Here is a 21,728-nt window from a genome sequence, read left to right as displayed (position 1 = left end):
GCTGTTACTTCTGTGCTGCTTCGAAGAGGGTGAGGACGTCGGCCGACGAATCGGTGATCGTCAGGGAGACGACCGGGCGGCCGTGCTCAGCGAGGACACCGGCGTCGCCGGCTGCCTGCGCTTCGATGAGCTGCCCGAACGTGAAGGGCCTCTCGGGGATCTCGAGATCGACCTCGGTGCTCTCCAGGATCTGCAGGAACACACCCTGCGCGGGCCCGCCCTTGTGGTACTGACCGGTGGAGTGCAGGAAGCGCGGACCCCAGCCGAACGTCGTGGGACGCCCGGAATCGGCGGCCACGAGTTCGCGGAGGCCCTGCAGCTGCGGGACGTCGAGTCGGTTCACGTACGCCTGGATCGAGACGTAGCCGTCTGTCGGCAGCTGAGCCCAGAGCGCATCGAGCACGCCTTCGACGGTGCCGGATGCCGCGAGAACGGGATCGGACACGCGCACCTCGACGCCGTTCTCGACGAACGCGGGTGCGGTGGGCTCGGGGCGTGCGTCCAGAAGACCGCGGGCGGCCACCTTGGCGGACTCGACGTCGGGCTGGTCGAAGGGGTTGATGCCGAGCAGGTAGCCCGCGATCGCCGTGGCGTACTCCCAGACGACGAGCTGAGCGCCCAGCGATCCGCTGACCAGGATCTCGCCCTCGTGCCTCTCGCGGAGGTGGAACTCGTTCGCGTCGTCGACCAGGCGCACGATCTGCAGGTCCGACGGCTTCGAGTCGAGCTCCGGCGACACAGGAAGGAGCACGACAGGCAGGATGCCGGTGCTGTCCTTGCCCGTGGACTCGGCGATGAGCTGCTCGATCCAGTCGGGCAGCCCGTTGATGTGCGTGCCGTCGGTGATCAGACCCAGCTTGTCGCGGCGGGGCGACGTTGCGGAGATCGCCGCTGCGAGTCGCAGCGCCGGGTTGTCGGCAGAGTCGATCGCGACCTCGAGAAGCGAGGCGTCGGCCTCGTTCAGGAGCTCATCGATATCGGCTCCGGCGAGCCCGGACGGGACGAGACCGAAGGCGGTGAGCGCCGAGTAGCGCCCTCCGACGTTCGGGTCCGCGTTGAACACGCGGTATCCCGCCTCGCGAGCCGAGACGTCGAGCGGTGAACCGGGGTCGGTCACGATGACGATGCGCTCAGCCGGATCGATGCCCACGTCGCGGAAAGCGGCCTCGAACGTGCGGCGCTGCGAGTCGGTCTCCACCGTGGAGCCGGACTTCGACGACACCACGAGCACGGTGTCCTCGAGACCCTCGTCCAGTGCGGCGAGCACCTGGCTCGGAGCGGTGGAGTCGAGGATCGTGAGCGGGACGCCCGCGGTCTGGGCGATGACCTCAGGTGCGAGCGATGATCCGCCCATGCCGGCGAGCACGACTCGCGTCACGCCCTTCGCATGGAGATCCGCGCGGAGGGCTGCGATCTCGGCGACCAGCGGACGCGAGACCGAGACCGCCTCGATCCATCCGAGGCGGATCGAGGCCTCGGACTCGGCTGCCGGACCCCAGAGGGTCGCATCGCCGCCGGTGAGGCGGGAGGCGATGAGGTCGTGGACGAGAGCGGGGACCGTCTCGTCGATCGCGACCCGAGCCGCGCCCGAGGCGTGGATCGCGAATGTCATCGCTGCGCCTCGAGGCCCTCTGCCACCTGCGTGAGCAGGTCGTGCCAGGAGTCGATGAACTTGGCGACGCCCTCGTCCTCGAGCACCTGGGTCACGTCCGTGAAGTCGATGCCGAGGCCGGCGAGGCCGGCGAAGACGGCGCGGGCCTCTTCGTAGCCACCCGTGATGGTGTCACCCGTGACCACGCCGTGGTCGAAGGTCGCCTCGAGCGTCTTCTCGGGCATCGTGTTGACGACATCCTTCGCGACGAGCTCGGTGACATAGAGGGTGTCCGGCAGAGCCGGGTCCTTGACGCCGGTCGATGCCCAGAGCGGGCGCTGCGCGTTCGCCCCGAGCTTGATGAGGTCCTGAGCGCGCTTCTCGGCGAACTTCTGCTCGAAGAGCTCGTAGGCCAGGCGTGCGTTCGCGAGCCCGGCCTTGCTCTTGAGCGCCTCGGCCTCGTCGGTTCCGATGGCCGAGAGACGCTTGTCGGTCTCGGTGTCGACACGCGACACGAAGAACGAGGCGACTGAGTGGATGCTCGAGAGGTCGAAGTCGGCGCCGTGCGCCCGCTCGAGACCGGCGAGGTACGCGTCGATGACCTCGGCGTAGCGCTCCAGGCTGAAGATCAGGGTCACGTTGACGCTGATGCCGGATGCGATCGCCTCGGTGATGGCCGGGAGCCCGGCCTTCGTCGCGGGGATCTTGACGAGGAGGTTCGGACGGTCGACCTTGGCCCAGAGCTGCTTGGCCTGTGCGACGGTGCCCTCGGTGTCGTGCGCGAGGTCGGGGGAGACCTCGATCGAGACGCGGCCGTCGACATGGCCGGATGCCTCCCAGACGGGGCGGAAGACGTCGAGCGCCGCCGCGACGTCCTGCGTGGTCGCGGCGAAGACGGCCTCTTCGGCCGTCGCGCCGGACGCTGCGAGCTCGGTGACCTGAGCGTCGTACGAGGTGTTGTTCTTGTCGGTGATCGCGTTGGCGAAGATCGTCGGGTTCGTGGTGACGCCGACGACGTTACGGGTCTCGATCAGCTCGGCCAGGTTGCCGGAGGAGATGCGGGTGCGCGACAGGTCGTCGAGCCAGATGCTGACACCGGCTGCTGCGAGGTCTGCGGTGGGGGTGCTCATGCGTTCTCCTTGATGGTCTCGCGTGCGGCCGCGATGACGGCCTCTGTGGTGATGCCGAACTTCTCGAACAGGGTCTTGTAGTCGGCGGATGCGCCGAAGTGGTCGATGCCGACCGAACGGCCGCGGTCGCCCACGATGCCGCGCCAGCTGAGGACGGAACCCGCCTCGACCGAGACGCGGGCGGTGACGGACTTCGGCAGGACCGACTCTCGGTACGCGTCATCCTGCTCGTCGAACCACTCCAGAGACGGAGCGGAGACGACGCGCGCGTTGACACCCTCCTCGGCCAGGGCTGCACGGGCATCGACCGCCAGCTGGACCTCGGAGCCGGTCGCGATGATGATCACGTCGGGGGTGCCGTTCGGAGCCTCGGCGAGCACGTATGCGCCCTTCGAGACGCCGTCGGTCGAGGCGAAGACGTCACCGTCGGCCGCACCCTGGCCGCGCTCGAACACCGGGATGTTCTGACGGGTCAGGGCGATGCCCGCCGGGCCCTCGTGGCGGCGCAGGATCTCGAGCCAGGCTGCAGAGGTCTCGTTGGCGTCGGCGGGGCGCACCAGGGTGAAGTTCGGGATGGCGCGGAGTGTGGCGATCTGCTCGACCGGCTGGTGCGTCGGGCCGTCCTCGCCGAGCGCGACGGAGTCGTGCGTCCAGACGAAGATGCTGGGGACGTTCATCAGCGCGGCCAGACGCACCGGCGGGCGCATGTAGTCGCTGAAGATGAGGAAGGTGCCGCCGAAGGCGCGCGTCGGCCCGTGCAGCACGATGCCGTTGACGATCGCGCCCATGGCGTGCTCGCGGATGCCGAAGTGCAGCACGCGGCCGTAGGGGTCACCCGACCACTCGTGGGTGGACCACTCGGCGGGGATGAAGGACTTCGAGTCCTTGATCGTGGTGAGGTTCGACTCGGCGAGGTCGGCCGATCCGCCCCAGAGCTCGGGGAGCTCGGCGGCGAGTGCGTTGATGACCTGGCCGGATGCCGCGCGGGTCGAGACGTCCTTGCCGCTGGCGAAGACGGGAAGAGCGGATGTGATGTCGGCCGGGAGCTCTTTGGCCTCGAGACGGTCGAGGAGTGCCTTGCGCTCGGGGTTGGCCGCGGCCCACGCGTCGAACGAGGTCTGCCAGGCGGCACGAGTCTCGGCGGCGCGGTCGGCGAGAGACCGGGTGTGAGCGATCACGTCGTCGGCGATGGCGAAGTGCTCCTCGGGGTCGAAGCCGAGGACCTTCTTGGTCGCAGCCAGCTCGTCGCCGCCGAGGGCGGAGCCGTGGATCTTGCCCGAGTTCTGCTTGCCGGGCGAGGGCCATCCGATGATCGTCTTGAGGATGATGAGCGACGGCTTCGAGGTCTCGCCCTTGGCGGCCTCGATGGCGGCGTTCAGTTCGGCGACGTCTTCGACGTACTCGCCCGTCTTCTTCCAGTCGACGGTCTGCACCTGCCAGCCGTAGGCCTGGTAGCGCTTCGCGACATCCTCGGTGAAGGCGACGTTCGTGTCGTCCTCGATCGAGATCTGGTTGGAGTCGTAGATCGCGATCAGGTTGCCGAGCTCCTGGTGGCCGGCGAGCGAGGAGGCCTCGCTGGTCACGCCCTCCTGGAGGTCGCCGTCGCCGGCGATCACGTAGACGAAGTGGTCGAACGGGCTCGTGCCCGCAGCGGCCTCAGGGTCGAACAGGCCGCGCTCGTAGCGGGCCGCATAGGCGAACCCGACCGCGGAGGCGAGACCCTGGCCGAGCGGGCCCGTGGTGATCTCGACGCCCTTGGTGTGGCCGTACTCGGGGTGGCCGGGAGTGAGCGAGCCCCAGGTGCGGAGCGCCTTGAGGTCGTCGAGCTCGAGACCGAAGCCGCCGAGGTACAGCTGCACGTACTGCGTCAGCGACGAGTGACCGACCGAGAGGATGAAGCGGTCGCGGCCGAGCCAGTCGGTGTCGGTGGGGTCGTGGCGGAGAACCCGCTGGTAGAGGAGATACGCGGCTGGAGCGAGGCTCATGGCGGTGCCCGGGTGGCCGTTCCCGACCTTCTCCACGGCATCCGCTGCCAGAAGACGCGCGGTGTCCACCGCACGTCGGTCGATCTCATCCCACTGCAATTCCGACACTGTGAAGCCCTTCTGCAACTGTTCGAGAGCGTCCGGAGTGCACATTCGCAGACCGCAACGTTACGGAGGGGTGTGTGATGTGCGCCGGACGCGCGAGTCATTTCAGCATAGCGCCGTGGTGTGACCCGTTACCCAGTCTTACAACGCGTCACCGGCCCAGGAATTCCATGGCCGAGAGGGTGTGTCGCCCACTCCTGGGACCGGAGATCAACGTGTACGGAACGCGGTCTCGCGATGTCCCGGGCGAGTCCCTGGGCGGGGCCGGCCGGGCCTCCGACGTGCCCTAGACTGGGAAACGCTGTAGTGACGCGTGTGGAGGAGGCGATCGAGATCTCGACGATGTCTGATCAGACCGTTGTGAAGAAGTCCATCGGTCGTACCGTGAAGGCGTACGTCGCCCTCACCAAGCCGCGTGTCCTCGAGCTGTTGCTGGTGTCGACCGTCCCGGTGATGTTCCTCGCCCAGGGCGGTCTGCCAGACATGTGGCTGGTGCTCGCGACTGTGATCGGCGGCTCGCTGAGCGCCGGTTCGGCAGCGGCGTTCAACATGTACCTCGATCGCGACATCGACGCGCACATGCACCGCACCGAGAACCGTCCGCTCGTGACGGGAGAGATCACCCCTCGGGGCGCTCTGATCTTCTCCTGGACCCTCGCCGTGCTCTCGACGGTCTGGCTCTGGTTCACGACGAACTGGCTGGCGGCCACGCTGTCGGCAGTCGCGATCTTCTTCTACGTCGTGATCTACACGATGATCCTCAAGCGCCGCACCGAGCAGAACATCATCTGGGGCGGCATCGCCGGATGCTTCCCGGTCCTCATCGGCTGGGCGGCCGTCACCGGTTCGCTCGACTGGCCGGCATTCATCCTCTTCGCCCTGATCTTCCTCTGGACGCCGCCGCACTACTGGCCGCTCTCGATGAAGTACAAGGATGACTACGACGACGTCGACGTGCCCATGCTCGGAGTGACCCGCAACGCCTCGCAGGTCGGCCTCCAGGTCATCCTGTACGCCTGGGCGACCATCGCCTGCTCGCTGCTGCTGATCCCCATCGCGAACATGGGCCTCGTCTACACCGTCTCCGCCCTCGTGTTCGGCGGGTGGTTCATCTACGAGTCGCACCGCCTGTACAACCAGGCCGTGCGGGGGAACGAGGCGCGGCCGATGCGAGTCTTCCACGCCTCGATCACCTACTTGACGCTGATCTTCGTGGCCGTGGCGGTCGACCCGCTGCTTCCGTTCTGAGGCTCGTCGTTCTCGACGATCGTCTCGTCCTTCGACGCGACGAGGGTGGGGTCGTCATCCGTGGCCGGCTCGATCGCGTCGTCGGCGTCCGCCTCTGACGTCCAGTCGATGGGCTCGACGACGACGGGTGCCGTCGCGGGCATGAGCGCCTGCACCGCCGTGAGAGCGATCGCGATCAGGAGTCCGATGACTCCGGCGCCCAGGAGGGCCGCGCCGACCACGACGAGCGACTGGCCCACGTAGACCTCGATGCCCGTCGCCGTGCCGTCGAGAAGAGTGCTCGTCATCGTGCCGACCTGCCCGGCGATCAGCCATCCGCCGACGCCCGCCGAGGCGAGCGAGAGCACGAGGAGGAGCCAGAAGCCGATGCTGCGTGTCAGTGACTTGTTCATGTCTGCCACGGTGCACGACGAACTGATGAGCCTCTGATGTCGCAGCTATGCATCCACTGTGCCGGTCGCCGGGCGCCGGTCGCCGGGCCAGTGGCCGTCGTCAGTCCCGAGCGGAGACCGGCTTCTTCAGGTGCAGCACCACGACCGTGTAGGCGGCCGCAGACAGCGACGCGAGCACCATGTGGATGCCGACGAGCAGCGGGGGGAGTCCCTCACGCGCCTGCCAGATGCCGACGCCCACCTGCACGAGGATCGCGAGCACGAGGACGAGCAGCCACTTGCGGGGTTCGAGCCGAAGCGCCCACGCCGAGATCGTCAGCGCGGCGACGAGGGCGGCGAGGATGTACCCGGGCCACGAGTGCACGTGGGCGAGGATCGTGGCGTCGAATCCGTGCCGCAGCACGTCGGCGTCGCCGGAGTGCGGCCCGGATCCCGTCGTCAGAACACCGAACACGATGGTGACTGCAAGGGCGAGACCGGTGACGTGGCTGAGGACGGCGAACCATTTCGGGACGGCGCTCACTCGGGGTCCTGGCGCAGCGTAGAGCCGCACCAGGAACGCCGCCGTGACGCACACGAGCAGCAGCGACGAGACGTAGTGGAACCCGACGATGAAGGGGTTCAGGCCGGTGAGGACGGTGATGCCGCCCACGAGTGCCTGCGCGACGACTCCGACGAGGACGATCCAGGCGAGCACGACGAGGTCGCGTCGTTCGGACGAGAGCCTGAGCGAACGGATCATCGCGGCGATCACCGTGACGAGCAGCGCGCCCATGGCGAAGGGCGTCGCGGGAAGGGAGAACAGGGAGACCAGCCCGAAGACGACCGCCGCAGCCACGATGCCGCTCGCGGCGAAGCGCAGAGCGGAGAACACGAGGCGTCTGCCGCCCACGCGCGCCAGCACGAGCAGGAGGACGGCGAGCGCGATGATGCCGACCACGCCCGTCATCACGCGGTTGCCGAACTCGATGATCCCGTGTATTCCCTGATCGGCATAGATCGGCACGAGGGACTCGGGAGTGCACAGCGGCCACTCCGAGCATCCGAGGCCGGAACCGGTGAGACGCACCGCGCCTCCGGTGCCGATGATGATGGTCTGCGCGAGGAACGAGAGCCAGGCGCACACGCGCAGCATCCGCCCCCACAGGAGCGCGGCCGTCGAGGTCGTCTGCGGTGCATTCGTGGGGGAGGAGGTCGTCGTCTCGGGCATAAGTCTCTCCGAACCGCGCCGGACACGGCGAGCGGCCCTGTCTTCAGGCGGAACCTGTAGAATCGGATTGTTGTGATGAGCGCTGACCGCGCTGAAGCATCGCTAACAGTTTAGGCGCGATGGATGCGCCGGTGATGAGGGCCCACCAACGGCACCCGCTCCCGCAGACTCGACGGGGATCAGGTGTGTCGGGGCGGATGACACCGTTTTGGGACCTGTGAGGAGAGTGTGTGATGTCGGATGTTCTGATCGACCGCCCGGAGCTTGACGGCCTGGGGGTGTACGAATTCGGGTGGCATGACGAAGATGCTGCCGGAGCCATTGCCAAGCGCGGTATCTCCGAAGAGGTGGTCCGTGGGATCTCGGCGCTCAAGCATGAGCCCGAATGGATGCTGAAGACCCGTCTCAAGGGATACCAGCTCTTCGGACGCAAGCCGATGCCGACCTGGGGCGCAGACCTCAGCGAGATCGACTTCGACAACATCAAGTACTTCGTGCGCTCCACCGAGAAGCAGGCGCAGTCGTGGGAAGACCTTCCCGCCGAGATCCGCGAGACCTACGAGCGCCTCGGCATCCCCGAGGCAGAGCGTCAGCGTCTCGTGGCCGGCGTCGCGGCTCAGTACGAGTCCGAGGTCGTCTACCACCAGATCCGCGAGGACCTGGAGGAGCAGGGTGTCATCTTCATGGACACCGACACGGCGCTGCGCGAGCACCCCGAGTTCTTCGAGGAGTACTTCGGATCGGTGATCCCGGCCGGGGACAACAAGTTCGCGGCCCTGAACACGGCCGTGTGGTCGGGCGGATCGTTCGTCTACGTCCCCAAGGGCGTGCACGTCGAGATCCCGCTGCAGGCGTACTTCCGCATCAACACCGAGAACATGGGCCAGTTCGAGCGGACCCTGATCATCGCCGACGAGGACAGCTACGTCCACTACATCGAGGGCTGCACGGCCCCGATCTACAAGTCGGACTCGCTGCACTCGGCCGTCGTCGAGATCATCGTGAAGAAGAACGCCCGCGTTCGCTACACGACGATCCAGAACTGGTCGAACAACGTCTACAACCTCGTCACCAAGCGTGCGGTCGCGCACGAGGGCGCGACGATGGAGTGGGTCGACGGCAACATCGGCTCCAAGGTGACGATGAAGTACCCGTCGATCTACCTGATGGGCGAGCACGCCAAGGGCGAGACGCTCTCGGTCGCGTTCGCGGGCCCCGGACAGCACCAGGACGCCGGCGCGAAGATGATCCACATGGCTCCCTACACGCAGTCGTCGATCGTCTCGAAGTCGATCGCGCGCGGCGGCGGACGTGCCGGATACCGTGGCGAGGTGCGAGTGGACGCCAACGCGCACCACTCCGCGAACACCGTGCGCTGCGACGCCCTGCTCGTCGACACCAAGTCGCGCTCCGACACCTACCCGGCGATCGACATCCGTGTCGACGACGTGCAGCTCGGCCACGAGGCCACGGTCTCGAAGGTCAGCGAAGAGCAGCTCTTCTACCTCCAGTCACGCGGCATGCCCGAGGACGAGGCGATGGCGATGATCGTGCGCGGCTTCATCGAGCCGATCGCACGGGAGCTGCCGATGGAGTACGCGATGGAATTGAACAAGCTCATCGAGATGGGCATGGAAGGATCGGTCGGCTGAGATGACGGCCCAGACGACGACGCCCACGGCGTCGCATCATTCGAGCGCGCATGTCGACCCGGCCGCGCAGGTCGCGGACGCCGGATTCGTTCCGGTTCAGACGCGTTCCGAGCGCCCGCATTCGTTCGAGCCGGCGGACTTCGGCGCGCCGACCGGCCGCGAGGTCAACTGGAAGCACACGCCCGTCGCGAAGCTCTCGTCCCTCTTCGAGGTCGCGGGCTCCGCTGAAGGAGTGAGCTACACGTTCGGCGCAGGAGAGCAGTACATCTCCGCGCCGCTCGCCTCCGGCGATGCTCCCCGCGGCGAGGTCTTCCTCGCCGAGGACATCACCGCGGCCATCGCGTGGCAGGGCTCGCCCGAAGCGCTGCACATCCGCATCCCTCGTGAAGAGGAGGTCGCAGAGCCGATCCTCGTGGCGATCGACGGTCTCGGCGCAGAACTGCGCGCCGATGCCCACATCGTGATCGAGGCGCTCGAGCACAGCTCGGCCACCGTCGTGCTCCAGCACACCGGAGTCGCGCAGTACTCGCAGAACGTCGAGATCATCGTGCGCGACGGAGCGAAGCTCACCGTCATCAGCCTGCAGCAGTGGCAGGATGCGGCCGTGCACACCTCGGCGCATCAGGCGCGAGTCGACGCGGATGCCACCCTCAAGCACTTCGTCATCAGCTTCGGCGGCGGCGTCGTGCGCGTGAACCCGAGCGTCGAGCTCGCGGGTGCCGGATCGGAGGGCTACCTCTACGGTCTGTCGTACGCCGATGCGGGTCAGCACCTCGAGAGCCAGGTGTACCTGCACCACAAGGGCGCGCACACCAAGGGCGACGTGCTCTACAAGGGTGCGCTCCAGGGCGAGGGCGCGCACAGCGTCTGGATCGGCGACGTGCTGATCGGCGCCGACGCGACGGGCACCGACTCGTACGAGGCGAACCGCAACCTGGTGCTCACCGAGGGCGCTCGTGCCGACTCGATCCCGAACCTCGAGATCGAGACCGGAGACATCCTCGGCGCCGGCCACGCCAGCGCCACAGGTCGCTTCGACGACGAGCAGCTGTTCTACCTGCAGGCTCGCGGCATCAGCGAAGAGGAAGCACGCCGTCTCGTGGTGCTCGGGTTCCTCACCGACATCGTTCAGCGCCTGGGCATCCCGGCTCTGGAGACCGAGCTGCTCGACGCTATCGAGACGGAGCTCGCCGAGGTGAACGCGTGAGCGCCGAGCGCGTGTGCGGCGTCGCGGAACTCGAGCAGGACATGCCGATCCGTGTCGAGCCGAACGGCGTGCCGATCACCGTGATCAAGGACTCCGAAGGTGTCATCCACGCCATCGGAGACACCTGCACGCACGGCGACATCTCTCTCGCCGAGGGTTTCGTCGAGGGCGACACGGTGGAATGCTGGGCCCACGGCTCGGCGTTCTCGCTGCTCACCGGCAAGCCCCAGAATCTCCCCGCTTATGAGCCCGTTCCGGTCTACGTCGTCGAGATCGACGGCGACGACGTGCTCATCGACCCGACTGTGACGAAGGAAGTCTGAATGTCTGTTCTTGAAATCCGCGACCTGTACGTGACGGTCGAGACCGAGGCGGGTACCACCCCGATCCTCAACGGCATCAACCTCACCATGAACACCGGTGAGACGCACGCCATCATGGGCCCCAACGGCTCGGGCAAGTCGACCCTCGCGTACACGATCGCCGGTCACCCGAAGTACACGGTGGCCTCGGGGTCGATCACCTTCGACGGCCAGGACGTGCTCGAGATGAGCGTCGACGAGCGCGCTCGCGCCGGACTGTTCCTCGCCATGCAGTACCCGGTCGAGATCCCGGGCGTGACGGTGACGAACTTCCTCCGCACCGCCAAGACGGCCCTCGACGGTGAAGCCCCTGCGATCCGCGGCTGGACCAAGGACGTCAAGGCGGCCATGGCGAACCTCCGCATGGACCCGAAGTTCGCGCAGCGCAACGTCAACGAGGGTTTCTCGGGAGGCGAGAAGAAGCGCCACGAGATCCTCCAGCTCGAGGTTCTCAAGCCGAAGTTCGCGATCCTCGACGAGACCGACTCCGGTCTCGACGTCGACGCACTGAAGATCGTCTCCGAGGGCGTCAACCGCGCCAAGGAGTCGACCGGTCTCGGCGTTCTGCTCATCACGCACTACACGCGCATCCTCCGCTACATCCGTCCCGACTTCGTGCACGTGGTCGTCGCGGGCAAGATCGTCGAAGAGGGCGGCCCGGAGCTCGCAGACCGGCTCGAGGACGAGGGATACGACCGTTTCCTCGACCCCGCAGCCCCCATCGAGGCGTAGGCTGATTCGCATGACAGCCACCCTCACGGACCAGAAGTACGACGAGGTCACCGAGGCTCTCAAAGACGTCATGGACCCGGAGCTCGGGATCAACGTCGTCGACCTCGGTCTCATCTACGACCTCGCGTGGGATGACGAGAACGATGCTCTCGTCATCCACATGACGCTGACCAGTGCCGGCTGCCCCCTGACCGACGTGCTCGAAGACCAGACCGCACAGGCTCTGGACAGCGTCGTCGACCGCTTCCGCATCAACTGGGTGTGGATGCCGCCGTGGGGTCCGGAGAAGATCACCGACGACGGCCGCGACATGATGCGCGCCCTCGGCTTCGCGATCTGAGGATGCTCGAGGTCAAGGCTCTGGCTCTGGCCGAGCTCCGTGAGCGGAGCAGCGAGAAGTGGCGGGAGTATCCCGCCGATGTGCTTCCGCTGTTCGTCGCGGAGACCGACTTCCCCCTCGCGCCCGCGATCTCGGCGGCGCTTCGCCGCGCCGTCGAGACGGGGGACACCGGGTACATCGCGTCGCGGACACCCTTGCCATCCACCTACGCGGCGTTCGCCCGGCGACGATTCGGATGGGACGTCGATCCTGCCCGCATGCGCACCACGGCAGACGTGAGCATGGGCATCGTGGAGATCCTCCGTCGCGTCACCCAACCGGGGGAGCGCGTCGTCGTGACGCCTCCGGTGTATCCGCCGTTCTACGATCTGGTCTCCGAGGCCGGCGCCGCGGTCTCGCGTGTTCCGCTGCGTGACACGGGCACGGCGTGGGAGCTCGACCTCGACGGCATCCGTGCCGCGTTCGAAGACGGCGCGACCGCGATCCTGCTCTGCAACCCGCACAACCCGACCGGGACGGTCCACAGCCGCGACTCTCTCGCCGCACTGGCCGAGATCGCCGACGAGTTCGGCGCATCCGTGATCTCCGACGAGATCCATGCGCCGCTGGCGCAGCCGGGCACCGGTTTCACGCCGTTCCTCGATACCGGCGAGGCGGCCGAGCGGGTCGGATTCGCGATCGTCAGCGCCAGCAAGGCGTTCAACCTCGCCGGCCTCAAATGCGCCCTGATGGTGACGGCATCCGACGACACGAGCGAGGTCGTGCGCGGCCTGCCGATCGAGGTCGTCTGGCGTACCGGGCAGTTCGGTCTTCTCGCCGCTGTCGCCGCGTTCTCGGAGGAGAGCGACGAGTGGCTCGGCGGACTGCTCAGGACGCTCGACGCGAATCGAATTCTTCTCGAGGATCTGCTGGCATCGCACCTGCCCCAGGCGCGCTATCGGATCCCGGATGCGGGCTACCTCGCCTGGATCGACCTCTCAGGACTTGGATGGGGCGAGAACCCGGCGCGCCGCATCCTCAAGGAGGCCAGGGTCGCGCTGCACTTCGGCCCGGCCTTCGGAGACGAAGGAGCGGGGCATGTGCGTCTGAACTTCGGCACGAGTCCCGAGATCATCACCGAAGCCGTCGAGCGCATTGCGGCGCTCGTGCAGGGTTGACCGCGCGGAGGTGACTGCGCAGAGCTGACAGCGCAGAGCTGACTGCCCGATAGGTGACGGCGTCACCGGAGCCGTCGATCGCCCGTCTCGTCTACTGTGTCTCTCGCCAGTGCTGTCACGCCGAGGTCGAAGATCCGATCCAGCCCCGCGGTGACGTCGACCGCGTCGCCTCCGGGGAGGGCGCCGTGGCTGTCGGCGTGCATGCGCTGCTGCACGAGCGTCGCGTGACCGAGGATGAAGTGCAGGAGGGCGACGGCACGCTCCCTCGAGTCCTCGGCTCCCACGCGGCGCAGGGAGTCTTCGAGCGCCGTCTGCGCCTGCGAGGAGCCGAGCTGCAGTGCGTACGTGCTGAGCACGAGTTCTGCGCCGTCGCGATACGTGAACAGGGCGTCGCGGATGCTGCGCGCTGTGGTCAGCACATCGGCGTCATCACGCGGGATGGTCGAAGTGATGCGGTCTGCGAGATCGGCGAGCAGCTCCTGTTTGCTCGTGAAGTGCCAGTAGAGCGCGCTCGGCTGGACATCGAGCCTGCTCGCGATCCTCCGCATCGATAGGTCGGCGAGCCCGACCTCGTCGAGGAGCGCGAGGGCTGCCCGAGCGACACCGTCGCGATCATGGCGAGTCGAGTTGTGATCGGGGCTCATGTTCTCACTATAGTGAACACCGTTCAGGTGAACAGTGTTCAGGAAGGTGTCGGATATGACGCAGCAGCGAGGCGACCTCGGTCGCGAACTGGCCAGAGCGGCGATCTTCGCCGCCCTCATCGTGGTGCTCGGGATGGTGACGATACCGATCCCCGGCGGGGTTCCCATCACCGCGCAGACTCTCGGCGTGATGCTCGCCGGCGCCGTTCTCGGCCCGCGGCTCGCTCCGCTCTCGATCCTGCTCGTGCTCGCTCTCGCGGCTGTGGGGCTTCCGGTCCTCGCCGGAGGGCGCGGTGGACTCGGCGTGTTCGTCGGTCCCACCGCCGGGTACCTGCTCGGGTGGGTGGCCGGAGTCGTTGTGATCGGACTGATCGTGCACCGGGGCAGGCTCACGTGGTGGCGCATCGCGCTCGGCACCGTGGTCGGCGGCATCCTGGTCGTGTATCTGTGCGGGATCCCCGTCACCGCGCTCGTCCTCGGCCTCGACCTCGCGCCGACGGCCGTGGCCGCACTCGTGTTCCTGCCGGGGGATCTCCTCAAAGCCGCAGCAGCTGTGGCGTTGACACTCGCGCTGCGGCGCGCGTACCCGAGGGCTTTCGGCGCTCGGGCGGCTCTCGCGCCGGCACCCGTCCGTGCGGTCTGAGAGGAGTCACGCGCGCGTCGCGCTCGACGGGGTGACCGTCGAGCGCGAGGGCCGACGGATCCTCCGCGATGTCAGCGTCGATCTCATGGCGCCGCGAATCGCGGTCATCGGTGCGAACGGATCGGGAAAGTCGACCTTCGCGCGGCTTCTGAACGGTCTCGTCGTGCCCACATCGGGGCGGGTGAGCGTGCACGGCCTCGACACGCGACGTGACGTCGCGGCGCTGCGTCGCCGCGTCGGCTTCGTTTTCACCGATCCTCAGGCCCAGATCCTGATGCCGACCCCCGCCGAGGATCTCGCGCTGTCGCTGCGCGGCCTGCCCAGGGCGGAGATCGATGCGCGGGTGGCCCATGCGCTCGCTGAGCACGGACTCGCGGATCGGGCGGACGTCGCGGCATCGGACCTCTCCGGTGGTCAGAGACAGCTCCTCGCACTCGCGTCGGTGCTGATCACCCAACCGCGGTTGATCGTCGCAGACGAGCCGACGACGCTGCTCGATCTGCGCAATGCTCGGCGCATCGCAGACCTCCTGCTCGCACAGACGGCGCAGGTCGTGCTCGTCACCCACGATCTCGACCTCGCGGCCCGCTGCGATCACGCGGTGCTGTTCGACGACGGCGCTGTCGTGGCCGCGGGCGAGCCGGGTGCCGTGATCGCCATCTACCGGAACCTGTGCCGATGATCCAGATGTACAGGCCGGGCACGAGCGTAATCCATCGGATGCCGGCGGGAGTCAAGCTCGCGATCTTCGCCGCACTCGCGATCGTTCTCTCCGCCTATCCGCACGATGCCTGGAGTGTCGGCGTCACCGTGAGCGGTGTCTGCGCGCTCTTCGCCCTCGCCCGCCTGCCGCTGCGTGTGCTGGCCGCTGAGGCGTGGCGCCTCCGCGGGCTCGTGCTCGTGCTCGGAGGAGCGCTCTGGCTCTTCGTCTCGCCGCTCGCGGCCTGGATCAGCACCGCACGCGTCCTCTCGCTCGTACTGCTCGCCTCGCTGCTCACGATCACGACGCGAATGGGCGATCTGCTCGGCGTGCTGCACCGGATGCTCCTCCCGCTGCGACGCCTGGGTGTCGACGCAGACGCCGTCTCGATGGCGATCTCGCTCACGATCACGATGATCCCGGTGGTGGCATCGTTCGCGCACGAGATCAGGGACGCGCAGCGGGCGCGGGGGGTTCGGCTCGGTATCCGGGGCGTCGTGCCCCTTCTCGTCCGCACGCTACGCCACGCGGACGACGTGGGCGACGCTCTCGCCGCTCGCGGTCTGGTGTGAGCGCCGAGCCAGTCGAAGCGCCCAGAGCATCCCGCAGACGGCGACGGCGGCGGTCAGTACGGTCGTGCCGATCAGCAGCAGCAGGACGACAGCGGTGAGCCCCACTGTCACGGCGCCGAGCACGCGTCGGGGCGACTCCGTCAGCGCGGGCGACTGCCGGGTCTCGACACGGGTGAACGCGACCGCGACCGCAGCGGTGAGGGCCAGCGCGGTCACGAGCCAGAGCGGACGGGAGATCCACCAGGCGATGCTGCTCGGCTCGGGGAGCGCCAGGCCCGTCATCAACGCCGCGACGGCCGAGAGTCCGGCCATGCCGAGCAGCACGGGCATGTGCCAGAGATAGATCGTCATGGTGCGACGGTTGACGAACGCGGCGAAGGTCGCGGCCCGTGGGCGTCGACTGAACGCCTCGATGCGGCCGCGGAACAGCGACACGGCACTCAGATGGATGACGCCGACGAGCAGGAGCGCTCCGGTGGGCGGGTTGATGTTCGCGATGAGGTCGGGGGAGTAGATGCCGCTGACGAACGTCGCGACGAGCACGGTGGCCGCCGCCGCGCCGCAGAGGGCTCTGCAGGGCCTGCTCAGTCGCTCGATCGTGCCGTCCGCGAGGAAGAACCCGATCTGCTGCAGCGCGAGCCACACGAAGGCGAGGTTGAGGAAGCCCAGGCCGTCGACACCCGTCAGCGCGCGGAGTCCGTCGACAGCGACTGATGCCGCCACCAGCGCTGCCAGAGTCGTCCTCGGTGCTCTGTCGTGCGCGCTCGCGAGCATCGGGAGCAGGGCCTGGCAGAGCAGGAAGACACCGAGGAACCAGAGCGGCTGACCGTAGCGGAAACCGGCGACCACCACGAGCTCGGCGGGCACGCCGGCGAGACTCAGCACCGCGAGCGCTGTGCCCACTATCCCGATCGCGAACACTGCCGGCCGGAGGAGTCGGTGTACACGGGCAGCCACGAAGCCGGATGCACTGCCGCCGCGCTCACGCTGCCGCCGGTGGGCGAGGAAGCCCGCGAAGCCGCCGATGATGAAGAACAGCGGCATGACCTGCAGCATCCAGCTCACCGGCACGATCCACCGGGTGCCCTCGCTGGCGTTCTCGAAGACAGGAGCGCCGTCGACGACGGTGACGCCCACCATGATCGCGTGAAGGAGCACGACGCCGACGACGCAGAGTGCACGCAGGAAGTCGATCGCGGTGTCTCGACCGCTCGGAAGCGGAGCCTGCTGAGCGGTGAGCGGGGGTGCCTCGACGATGGTCATCGTTCCTCCTCGGATGGGGTGTCCGAGGAGCGTACGAAGACGATGTCGGGTGGCGGATCAACCTGTGGGGCTGTTCGCACCCCTACCGTGGGGTGATCTCTTGCCGACGTTCACGACGCAGGCTCGACGAGCCCGGTGTCGTAGGCGAGGATCACGGCGTGCACGCGGTCGCGCAGCCCGAGCTTGGCGAGCACTTTGCCGACGTGGGTCTTGACCGTCTGCTCGGCGATGAAGAGGTCGCCTGCGATCTCGCTGCTGGATCGACCGCCGCCGATGAGCACCAGCACCTCGCGTTCGCGTTCGGTGAGGTCGGCCAGCGCGGCGGCTGCCCGAGGCGTGCGCGGCCGGCGGCCGGCGAACTGCTCGATCATCCGCCGGGTGACGCTCGGTGCGAGCAGCGCGTCACCGCCCGCGACCACGCGCACGGCGTGGACGAGCTCTTCGGGGAGAGCGTCCTTCAGCAGGAATCCGCTCGCGCCGGCTTCCAGGGCGTCGTAGACGTAGTCGTCGATGTCGAAGGTCGTGAGCATGAGGATGCGGGGCACGTGTGCTGCGGGATAGCCAGGGCCGAGGATGCGCCGCGTCGCCTCGATGCCGTCCACCTCGGGCATCCGCACATCCATCAGGATGACGTCCGGATCGAGCCGAGCGGCGAGGGCGACGGCTTCGGCGCCGTTCGCCGCCTGACCTGCGACGCGGATGCCCTCGTGAGCGTCGAGGAGTGCCGCGAAGCCTGCTCTGACCATGGCCTGGTCGTCGGCGATGAGGACGCTGATGGTCACGGGGTCTCCTCCAGGGGTCCAGCGGTGTCGGTACGCGGATCCGGGTCGCGCAGCGGCAGGGACGCCGCCACCTCCCAGCCGCCGTCGGTGATGGGTCCCGCCGTGAAGGTGCCGCCGAGCAGTTCGACGCGCTCGCGCATACCGCGGAGCCCGTAACCGCCGCCGGTCGCTGCAGGAGGAGCGGAGGTACGGCCGTTGCGCACGCGGACGCGGACCGCGTCGGCATCCGCCTGCACCCGAACGGTCACCGGAGCGCCCGATGCGTGCCGCACCGCGTTGCTCAGAGCCTCCTGCGCGATCCGGAACGCGGCGATCTGCACGGCCTGCGAGGCGTCCGCACCGGCGCCGGTGATCTCGAGCCCGACCGTGACTCCCGCTCGTCGGATGGTGTCGACGAGTGCGGGGATGTCGTCGATGCGCTGCTGCGGGGCGAGCTCGGCGGTCTGATCCTCGGTGCGCAGGACGCCGAGCATCCGTCGCATCTCGGTGAGGGACTCCCGTGCGGTCGCCGCGATGCTGTCGAACTCGGCGGACGCTGTGTCGCCGATCTCGGGAAGCCGATATCGCGCCGTGGACGCCTGCACCTGGATCACCGACATGCTGTGTGCGATCACGTCGTGGAGCTCGCGGGCGATGCGCGTGCGCTCCTCGACGAGTCCCCGGCGGGATTCCTCGAGCGCGGAGTGCTCGCGCTCGCGCGTGAGCTCGGCAGACACGCGCACCCGGCCGGCGACCAGGATGGCGACCAGGAACATCGCCGTGGCCACGGACGTGGTGACGATGAGGTCGGCGGTCGCGCTGCCGGCCGTGGGCGCTGTGGCGACGATCTCGGGGCGCAGCAGGGGAGCCGTGAGAGAGAGGACGGCGCCGATCACGAGAGGGAACGCGCCGAGCCTGGCGCCGTGCATGAAGGTCACGACGCCGACGAGGAGCACGAAGGTCAAGAGTGCAGGCACTGACCACGGCCACGGTGACTCGGTCGCGAGCGCCGGGACGACGATGAGGGGAAGTGCAAAGGCAGACGCACAGAACGCCGTGATCGCCCAGCGCGGGTGCGTCAGTGCCAACAGCGGCGATCCGCACAGGGCCGCGCCCAGGATGAACGACAGAGGGAGGGACGTGCCGTAGAGAACGGTCTGGATAGGCACCAGCACCGAGAACAGCACGAGGCATGCAGCGCCGAGTGCCGACAGGCCGGCGGTGCGGCGGCTGATGCGGGGAGCGCGCTCGGTGCGCGGCCGACGACGTGCCATGACTGTCATCCTGCCAGCTGTGCCACGGGTGCACGTCGCCGACGGGCGGCGGTGACACGGTCGATGACGAGCCCGATGACGAGTGCGACGACGATCCCGATGCCGGCGCTGAGCAGCGGCTGGTCGGTGCCCCACGAGCCGGCGAGCAGTCCGATGGCGAGGCTCAGTGCGCTCCAGCTGATGCCGGCCACGACGCTCAGGGGCAGGAACCGCCGCCACGAGAATCGGAGGGCGCCGGCAGACATGTTCACCGCGACCCGACCGACCGGGATGTAGCGGGCACCCAGGATGAGGGCGGCGCTGCGCTGCTCGAGTGCACGTTCGGCGTGCGCGAATGTCGCGGCCACGCGGGGGCGACGCATCCAGGCCCATCGTGTGGTGCCCAGGCGCCGTCCGAGCGCGAAGGCGATGTTGTCGCCGATCGCGGCGCCGAGCGCGGCGACAAGGCCCAGAGGAATCAGAGCCCAGTACTCGCCCGTCGACGCGAGCACCGCCGCCGCGGCGACGAGGACGGTCTCGCTCGGCACCGGCGGGAAGAACCCGTCGACGATGGTCACCGCGAGCAGCACGACGTACAACCAGGGCGATGCGACGGTCTGCATGATGAGCTCGTTGATAACATCCACCCCAGAAGGCTAGGAAGCAGGTGGCACGTGGGGCATCACCCTGAGGTATCGACCGCATCCCCCCTGAGAGGTAGATCGACCGACCGCCCGACGCGCGTCGGCGAGATCACGGTGCACGGGCTCGTGGTCGACGGCGAGACGCGCTGCGAGCACTATCGCGGTGCTCTCGACGTCATCGCGATCCAGTTCGCCTGCTGCGGTGACTGGTACCCGTGCCATCTGTGCCACGAGGAGGTCGCTGATCACGAGGCGCGGCAGTGGGCGCGGGGCGAGCGTGCGACGACTGCGGTCCTGTGCGGTGTGTGCGGGTCGAAGCTGAGCATCCACGCCTACCTCGACGCACAGGGGTGTCCCGAGTGCTCGGCCGGTTTCAATCCGGGATGCCGGCTGCACCACGATCTCTACTTCGACTGAACACTGCACGTCGGCTGAACACACAGCCGATCGATCTATACTGGGAGTTTGGCCCCTCGGCCGCTTCCCCTTGAAAGAACGGACATCCCGCCTGTGCTTGCCGTGCACGAACTCGAGATCCGCGTGGGCGCACGCCTCCTCATGGAGAACGTGTCGTTCCGTGTGAGCGACGGAGACAAGATCGGTCTCGTCGGCCGCAACGGTGCAGGCAAGACCACGCTCACCAAGGTGCTCGCCGGTGACGTCCTCCCGTCGGGCGGCAGCGTGACGCGGTCGGGCGAGCTCGGCTACCTGCCGCAGGATCCCCGTTCGGGCAACCCCGAGGACCTCGCACGCACCCGCATCCTCGACGCGCGCGGACTCGGTCAGCTCAACCTCGGGATGACCGAAGCGGCACTCGCGATGGGATCAGACGACCCCGCGGTCGCCGAGAAGGCGATGAAGCGCTACGCGCGACTGACCGAGGAGTTCGAAGGGCAGGGTGGGTACGCCGCTGAGGCTGAGGCGGCATCCATCGCGAACAACCTGTCTCTGCCCGACCGCATCCTCGACCAGCCGCTGTCGACGCTGTCTGGTGGTCAGCGCCGTCGCATCGAGCTGGCCCGCATCCTGTTCTCCGATGCCGAGACGATGATCCTCGACGAGCCGACCAACCACCTCGACGCCGACAGCGTGGTGTGGCTGCGTGAGTTCCTCAAGAACTACAAGGGCGGGCTGATCGTGATCAGTCACGATGTCGAGCTCGTCGGCGAGACCGTCAACCGCGTCTTCTACCTCGACGCGAACCGCCAGATCATCGACACCTACAACATGAACTGGAAGAACTACCTGCGTCAGCGGGTGGCCGACGAGGAGCGCCGCAAGAAGGAACGCGCCAACGCTGAGAAGAAGGCCACGACCCTGCAGCTGCAGGCTGCCCGCTTCGGGGCGAAGGCGTCGAAAGCGGCTGCTGCTCATCAGATGATCGCGCGTGCCGACAAGCTGCTCGCTGGCCTCGACGACGTCCGCCAGGAAGACCGCGTCGCGAAGCTGCGCTTCCCGAAGCCGGCTCCCTGCGGCAAGACCCCGATGATGGCGACCGGACTCTCGAAGTCCTATGGGTCGCTCGAGATCTTCACTGATGTCGACCTCGCGATCGACCGCGGGTCGAAGGTCGTCGTGCTCGGGCTGAACGGCGCGGGCAAGACGACGCTGCTGCGCATGCTCGCGGGGGTCGACCAGCCCGACACCGGCCAGCTCGAGCCGGGACACGGCCTGAAGGTCGGGTACTACGCGCAGGAGCACGAGAACCTCGATGTGAATCGATCGGTCCTCGAGAACATGGTGTCGGCCGCACCGCACATCACCGAGATGGAAGCGCGCAGGGTGCTCGGCTCGTTCCTGTTCACGGGAGATGACGTGCTGAAGCCCGCCGGAGTGCTCTCCGGAGGCGAGAAGACCCGTCTCTCTCTGGCGACCCTCGTGGTGTCGTCGGCCAACCTGCTGCTGCTCGACGAGCCCACGAACAACCTCGACCCCGCCTCGCGCGAGGAGATCCTCGGCGCTCTCGCGCATTACGAGGGCGCTGTCGTGCTCGTCTCGCACGACCCTGGAGCGGTGCAGTCGCTCAATCCCGAGCGCGTGCTGATTCTGCCTGACGGCGTCGAGGATCTCTGGAGCCAGGAGTACCAGGACCTCATCGAGCTCGCCTGACCTGCGCCGTCCGTGGTCGGTGGCATAG

General features: G+C 67.8%; 22 protein-coding genes. 12 read left to right on the top strand and 10 right to left on the bottom strand.

Translation table 11 applies throughout. From position 1 onward, the window contains the following. Positions 1-4: 4 nt before the first annotated feature. The 3 genes from RQG77_RS07995 to tkt are packed head-to-tail and all read right to left on the bottom strand — an operon-like array spanning position 5 to position 4,814. Positions 5-1,612, bottom strand: a complete 1,608-nt coding sequence (locus RQG77_RS07995) for a glucose-6-phosphate isomerase (protein WP_311244255.1) — start codon at positions 1,610-1,612, stop codon at positions 5-7. After that, a complete protein-coding gene (tal, locus tag RQG77_RS07990) occupies positions 1,609-2,721 on the bottom strand; it encodes a transaldolase (RefSeq protein WP_311244254.1) in 1,113 nt (370 codons plus the stop codon). The genes RQG77_RS07995 and tal overlap by 4 nt, the downstream gene beginning before the upstream one ends. After that, positions 2,718-4,814 carry a transketolase gene (gene tkt / locus RQG77_RS07985; RefSeq protein WP_311244451.1) on the bottom strand — a complete coding sequence of 699 codons (2,097 nt, stop codon included), beginning with the start codon at positions 4,812-4,814 and terminating at the stop codon, positions 2,718-2,720. The genes tal and tkt overlap by 4 nt, the downstream gene beginning before the upstream one ends. Positions 4,815-5,144: 330 nt before the next feature. Between tkt and RQG77_RS07980 the strand changes: the two genes are divergently transcribed. After that, a complete protein-coding gene (locus RQG77_RS07980; RefSeq protein ID WP_396653402.1) occupies positions 5,145-6,059 on the top strand; it encodes a heme o synthase in 915 nt (304 codons plus the stop codon). Here RQG77_RS07980 and RQG77_RS07975 read toward each other — a convergent pair. Both RQG77_RS07975 and RQG77_RS07970 read right to left on the bottom strand, forming a co-directional pair. Beyond that, a complete protein-coding gene (locus RQG77_RS07975) occupies positions 6,005-6,451 on the bottom strand; it encodes a hypothetical protein (RefSeq protein ID WP_311244253.1) in 447 nt (148 codons plus the stop codon). The genes RQG77_RS07980 and RQG77_RS07975 overlap by 55 nt on opposite strands. A 100-nt stretch (positions 6,452-6,551) precedes the next feature. Further along, on the bottom strand, positions 6,552-7,661 hold the full coding sequence (locus tag RQG77_RS07970) for a COX15/CtaA family protein (RefSeq protein ID WP_311244252.1): 1,110 nt from the start codon (positions 7,659-7,661) through the stop codon (positions 6,552-6,554). Positions 7,662-7,894: 233 nt separating this feature from the next. Here RQG77_RS07970 and sufB point away from each other — a divergent pair, with 233 nt between their 5' ends. The 6 genes from sufB to RQG77_RS07940 are packed head-to-tail and all read left to right on the top strand — an operon-like array spanning position 7,895 to position 13,111. After that, on the top strand, positions 7,895-9,313 hold the full coding sequence (sufB, locus tag RQG77_RS07965; RefSeq protein ID WP_042537589.1) for a Fe-S cluster assembly protein SufB: 1,419 nt from the start codon (positions 7,895-7,897) through the stop codon (positions 9,311-9,313). A gap of 1 nt (position 9,314) precedes the next feature. After that, entirely contained in the window at positions 9,315-10,520 is a 1,206-nt protein-coding gene (gene sufD, locus RQG77_RS07960; RefSeq protein WP_311244251.1) for a Fe-S cluster assembly protein SufD, read from the top strand. Further along, entirely contained in the window at positions 10,517-10,843 is a 327-nt protein-coding gene (locus RQG77_RS07955; RefSeq protein ID WP_053096453.1) for a non-heme iron oxygenase ferredoxin subunit, read from the top strand. The genes sufD and RQG77_RS07955 overlap by 4 nt, the downstream gene beginning before the upstream one ends. Then, complete coding sequence (gene sufC / locus RQG77_RS07950) at positions 10,844-11,614, top strand: Fe-S cluster assembly ATPase SufC (RefSeq protein ID WP_056307297.1); 771 nt, start codon at positions 10,844-10,846, stop codon at positions 11,612-11,614. A gap of 10 nt (positions 11,615-11,624) precedes the next feature. Next, on the top strand, positions 11,625-11,954 hold the full coding sequence (locus RQG77_RS07945) for a metal-sulfur cluster assembly factor (RefSeq protein WP_045280093.1): 330 nt from the start codon (positions 11,625-11,627) through the stop codon (positions 11,952-11,954). A gap of 2 nt (positions 11,955-11,956) precedes the next feature. Beyond that, entirely contained in the window at positions 11,957-13,111 is a 1,155-nt protein-coding gene (locus tag RQG77_RS07940) for an aminotransferase class I/II-fold pyridoxal phosphate-dependent enzyme (protein ID WP_311244250.1), read from the top strand. A 62-nt stretch (positions 13,112-13,173) separates the two neighbouring features. Here RQG77_RS07940 and RQG77_RS07935 read toward each other — a convergent pair whose 3' ends face one another. Then, positions 13,174-13,755, bottom strand: coding sequence for a TetR family transcriptional regulator (locus RQG77_RS07935; protein ID WP_311244249.1), 582 nt, complete (start codon positions 13,753-13,755; stop codon positions 13,174-13,176). Between the two features lie 55 nt (positions 13,756-13,810). Between RQG77_RS07935 and RQG77_RS07930 the strand changes: the two genes are divergently transcribed. The 3 genes from RQG77_RS07930 (at position 13,811) to RQG77_RS07920 (ending at position 15,670) form a co-directional block, all read left to right on the top strand. Then, entirely contained in the window at positions 13,811-14,398 is a 588-nt protein-coding gene (locus RQG77_RS07930; protein WP_311244248.1) for a biotin transporter BioY, read from the top strand. Positions 14,399-14,483: 85 nt separating this feature from the next. Next, the gene (locus RQG77_RS07925) at positions 14,484-15,080 is read left to right on the top strand and encodes an ABC transporter ATP-binding protein (protein WP_311244247.1); all 597 of its coding nucleotides are present in this window, start codon (positions 14,484-14,486) and stop codon (positions 15,078-15,080) included. Further along, complete coding sequence (locus RQG77_RS07920; protein WP_311244246.1) at positions 15,077-15,670, top strand: energy-coupling factor transporter transmembrane protein EcfT; 594 nt, start codon at positions 15,077-15,079, stop codon at positions 15,668-15,670. The genes RQG77_RS07925 and RQG77_RS07920 overlap by 4 nt, the downstream gene beginning before the upstream one ends. On the opposite strand, the gene RQG77_RS07915 is transcribed toward RQG77_RS07920, so the two are convergent. From RQG77_RS07915 to RQG77_RS07900, 4 genes are all read right to left on the bottom strand, one after another. Further along, complete coding sequence (locus tag RQG77_RS07915) at positions 15,617-16,933, bottom strand: acyltransferase (protein ID WP_311244245.1); 1,317 nt, start codon at positions 16,931-16,933, stop codon at positions 15,617-15,619. The two genes, RQG77_RS07920 and RQG77_RS07915, sit on opposite strands and share 54 nt — an antisense overlap. A 110-nt stretch (positions 16,934-17,043) precedes the next feature. Continuing rightward, positions 17,044-17,715, bottom strand: a complete 672-nt coding sequence (locus RQG77_RS07910; protein WP_311244244.1) for a response regulator transcription factor — start codon at positions 17,713-17,715, stop codon at positions 17,044-17,046. Further along, positions 17,712-18,968: a sensor histidine kinase gene (locus RQG77_RS07905; RefSeq protein WP_311244243.1), complete on the bottom strand. Its 1,257-nt coding sequence runs from the start codon at positions 18,966-18,968 to the stop codon at positions 17,712-17,714. Before RQG77_RS07905 ends, RQG77_RS07910 begins: the two co-directional genes overlap by 4 nt. A gap of 5 nt (positions 18,969-18,973) precedes the next feature. Then, on the bottom strand, positions 18,974-19,594 hold the full coding sequence (locus tag RQG77_RS07900; RefSeq protein WP_311244242.1) for a VTT domain-containing protein: 621 nt from the start codon (positions 19,592-19,594) through the stop codon (positions 18,974-18,976). A 27-nt stretch (positions 19,595-19,621) separates the two neighbouring features. Between RQG77_RS07900 and RQG77_RS07895 the strand changes: the two genes are divergently transcribed. Both RQG77_RS07895 and RQG77_RS07890 read left to right on the top strand, forming a co-directional pair. Next, complete coding sequence (locus RQG77_RS07895; protein WP_311244241.1) at positions 19,622-20,008, top strand: CHY zinc finger protein; 387 nt, start codon at positions 19,622-19,624, stop codon at positions 20,006-20,008. A gap of 93 nt (positions 20,009-20,101) precedes the next feature. Continuing rightward, a complete protein-coding gene (locus tag RQG77_RS07890) occupies positions 20,102-21,700 on the top strand; it encodes an ABC-F family ATP-binding cassette domain-containing protein (RefSeq protein ID WP_120493569.1) in 1,599 nt (532 codons plus the stop codon). The last annotated feature ends 28 nt before the right edge of the window (positions 21,701-21,728 follow it).

The sequence above is a fragment of the Microbacterium sp. WCS2018Hpa-23 genome, from assembly GCF_031843845.1.
Taxonomy (GTDB): Bacteria; Actinomycetota; Actinomycetes; order Actinomycetales; family Microbacteriaceae; genus Microbacterium.
This window is presented reverse-complemented; position numbering and strand designations above follow the sequence as displayed.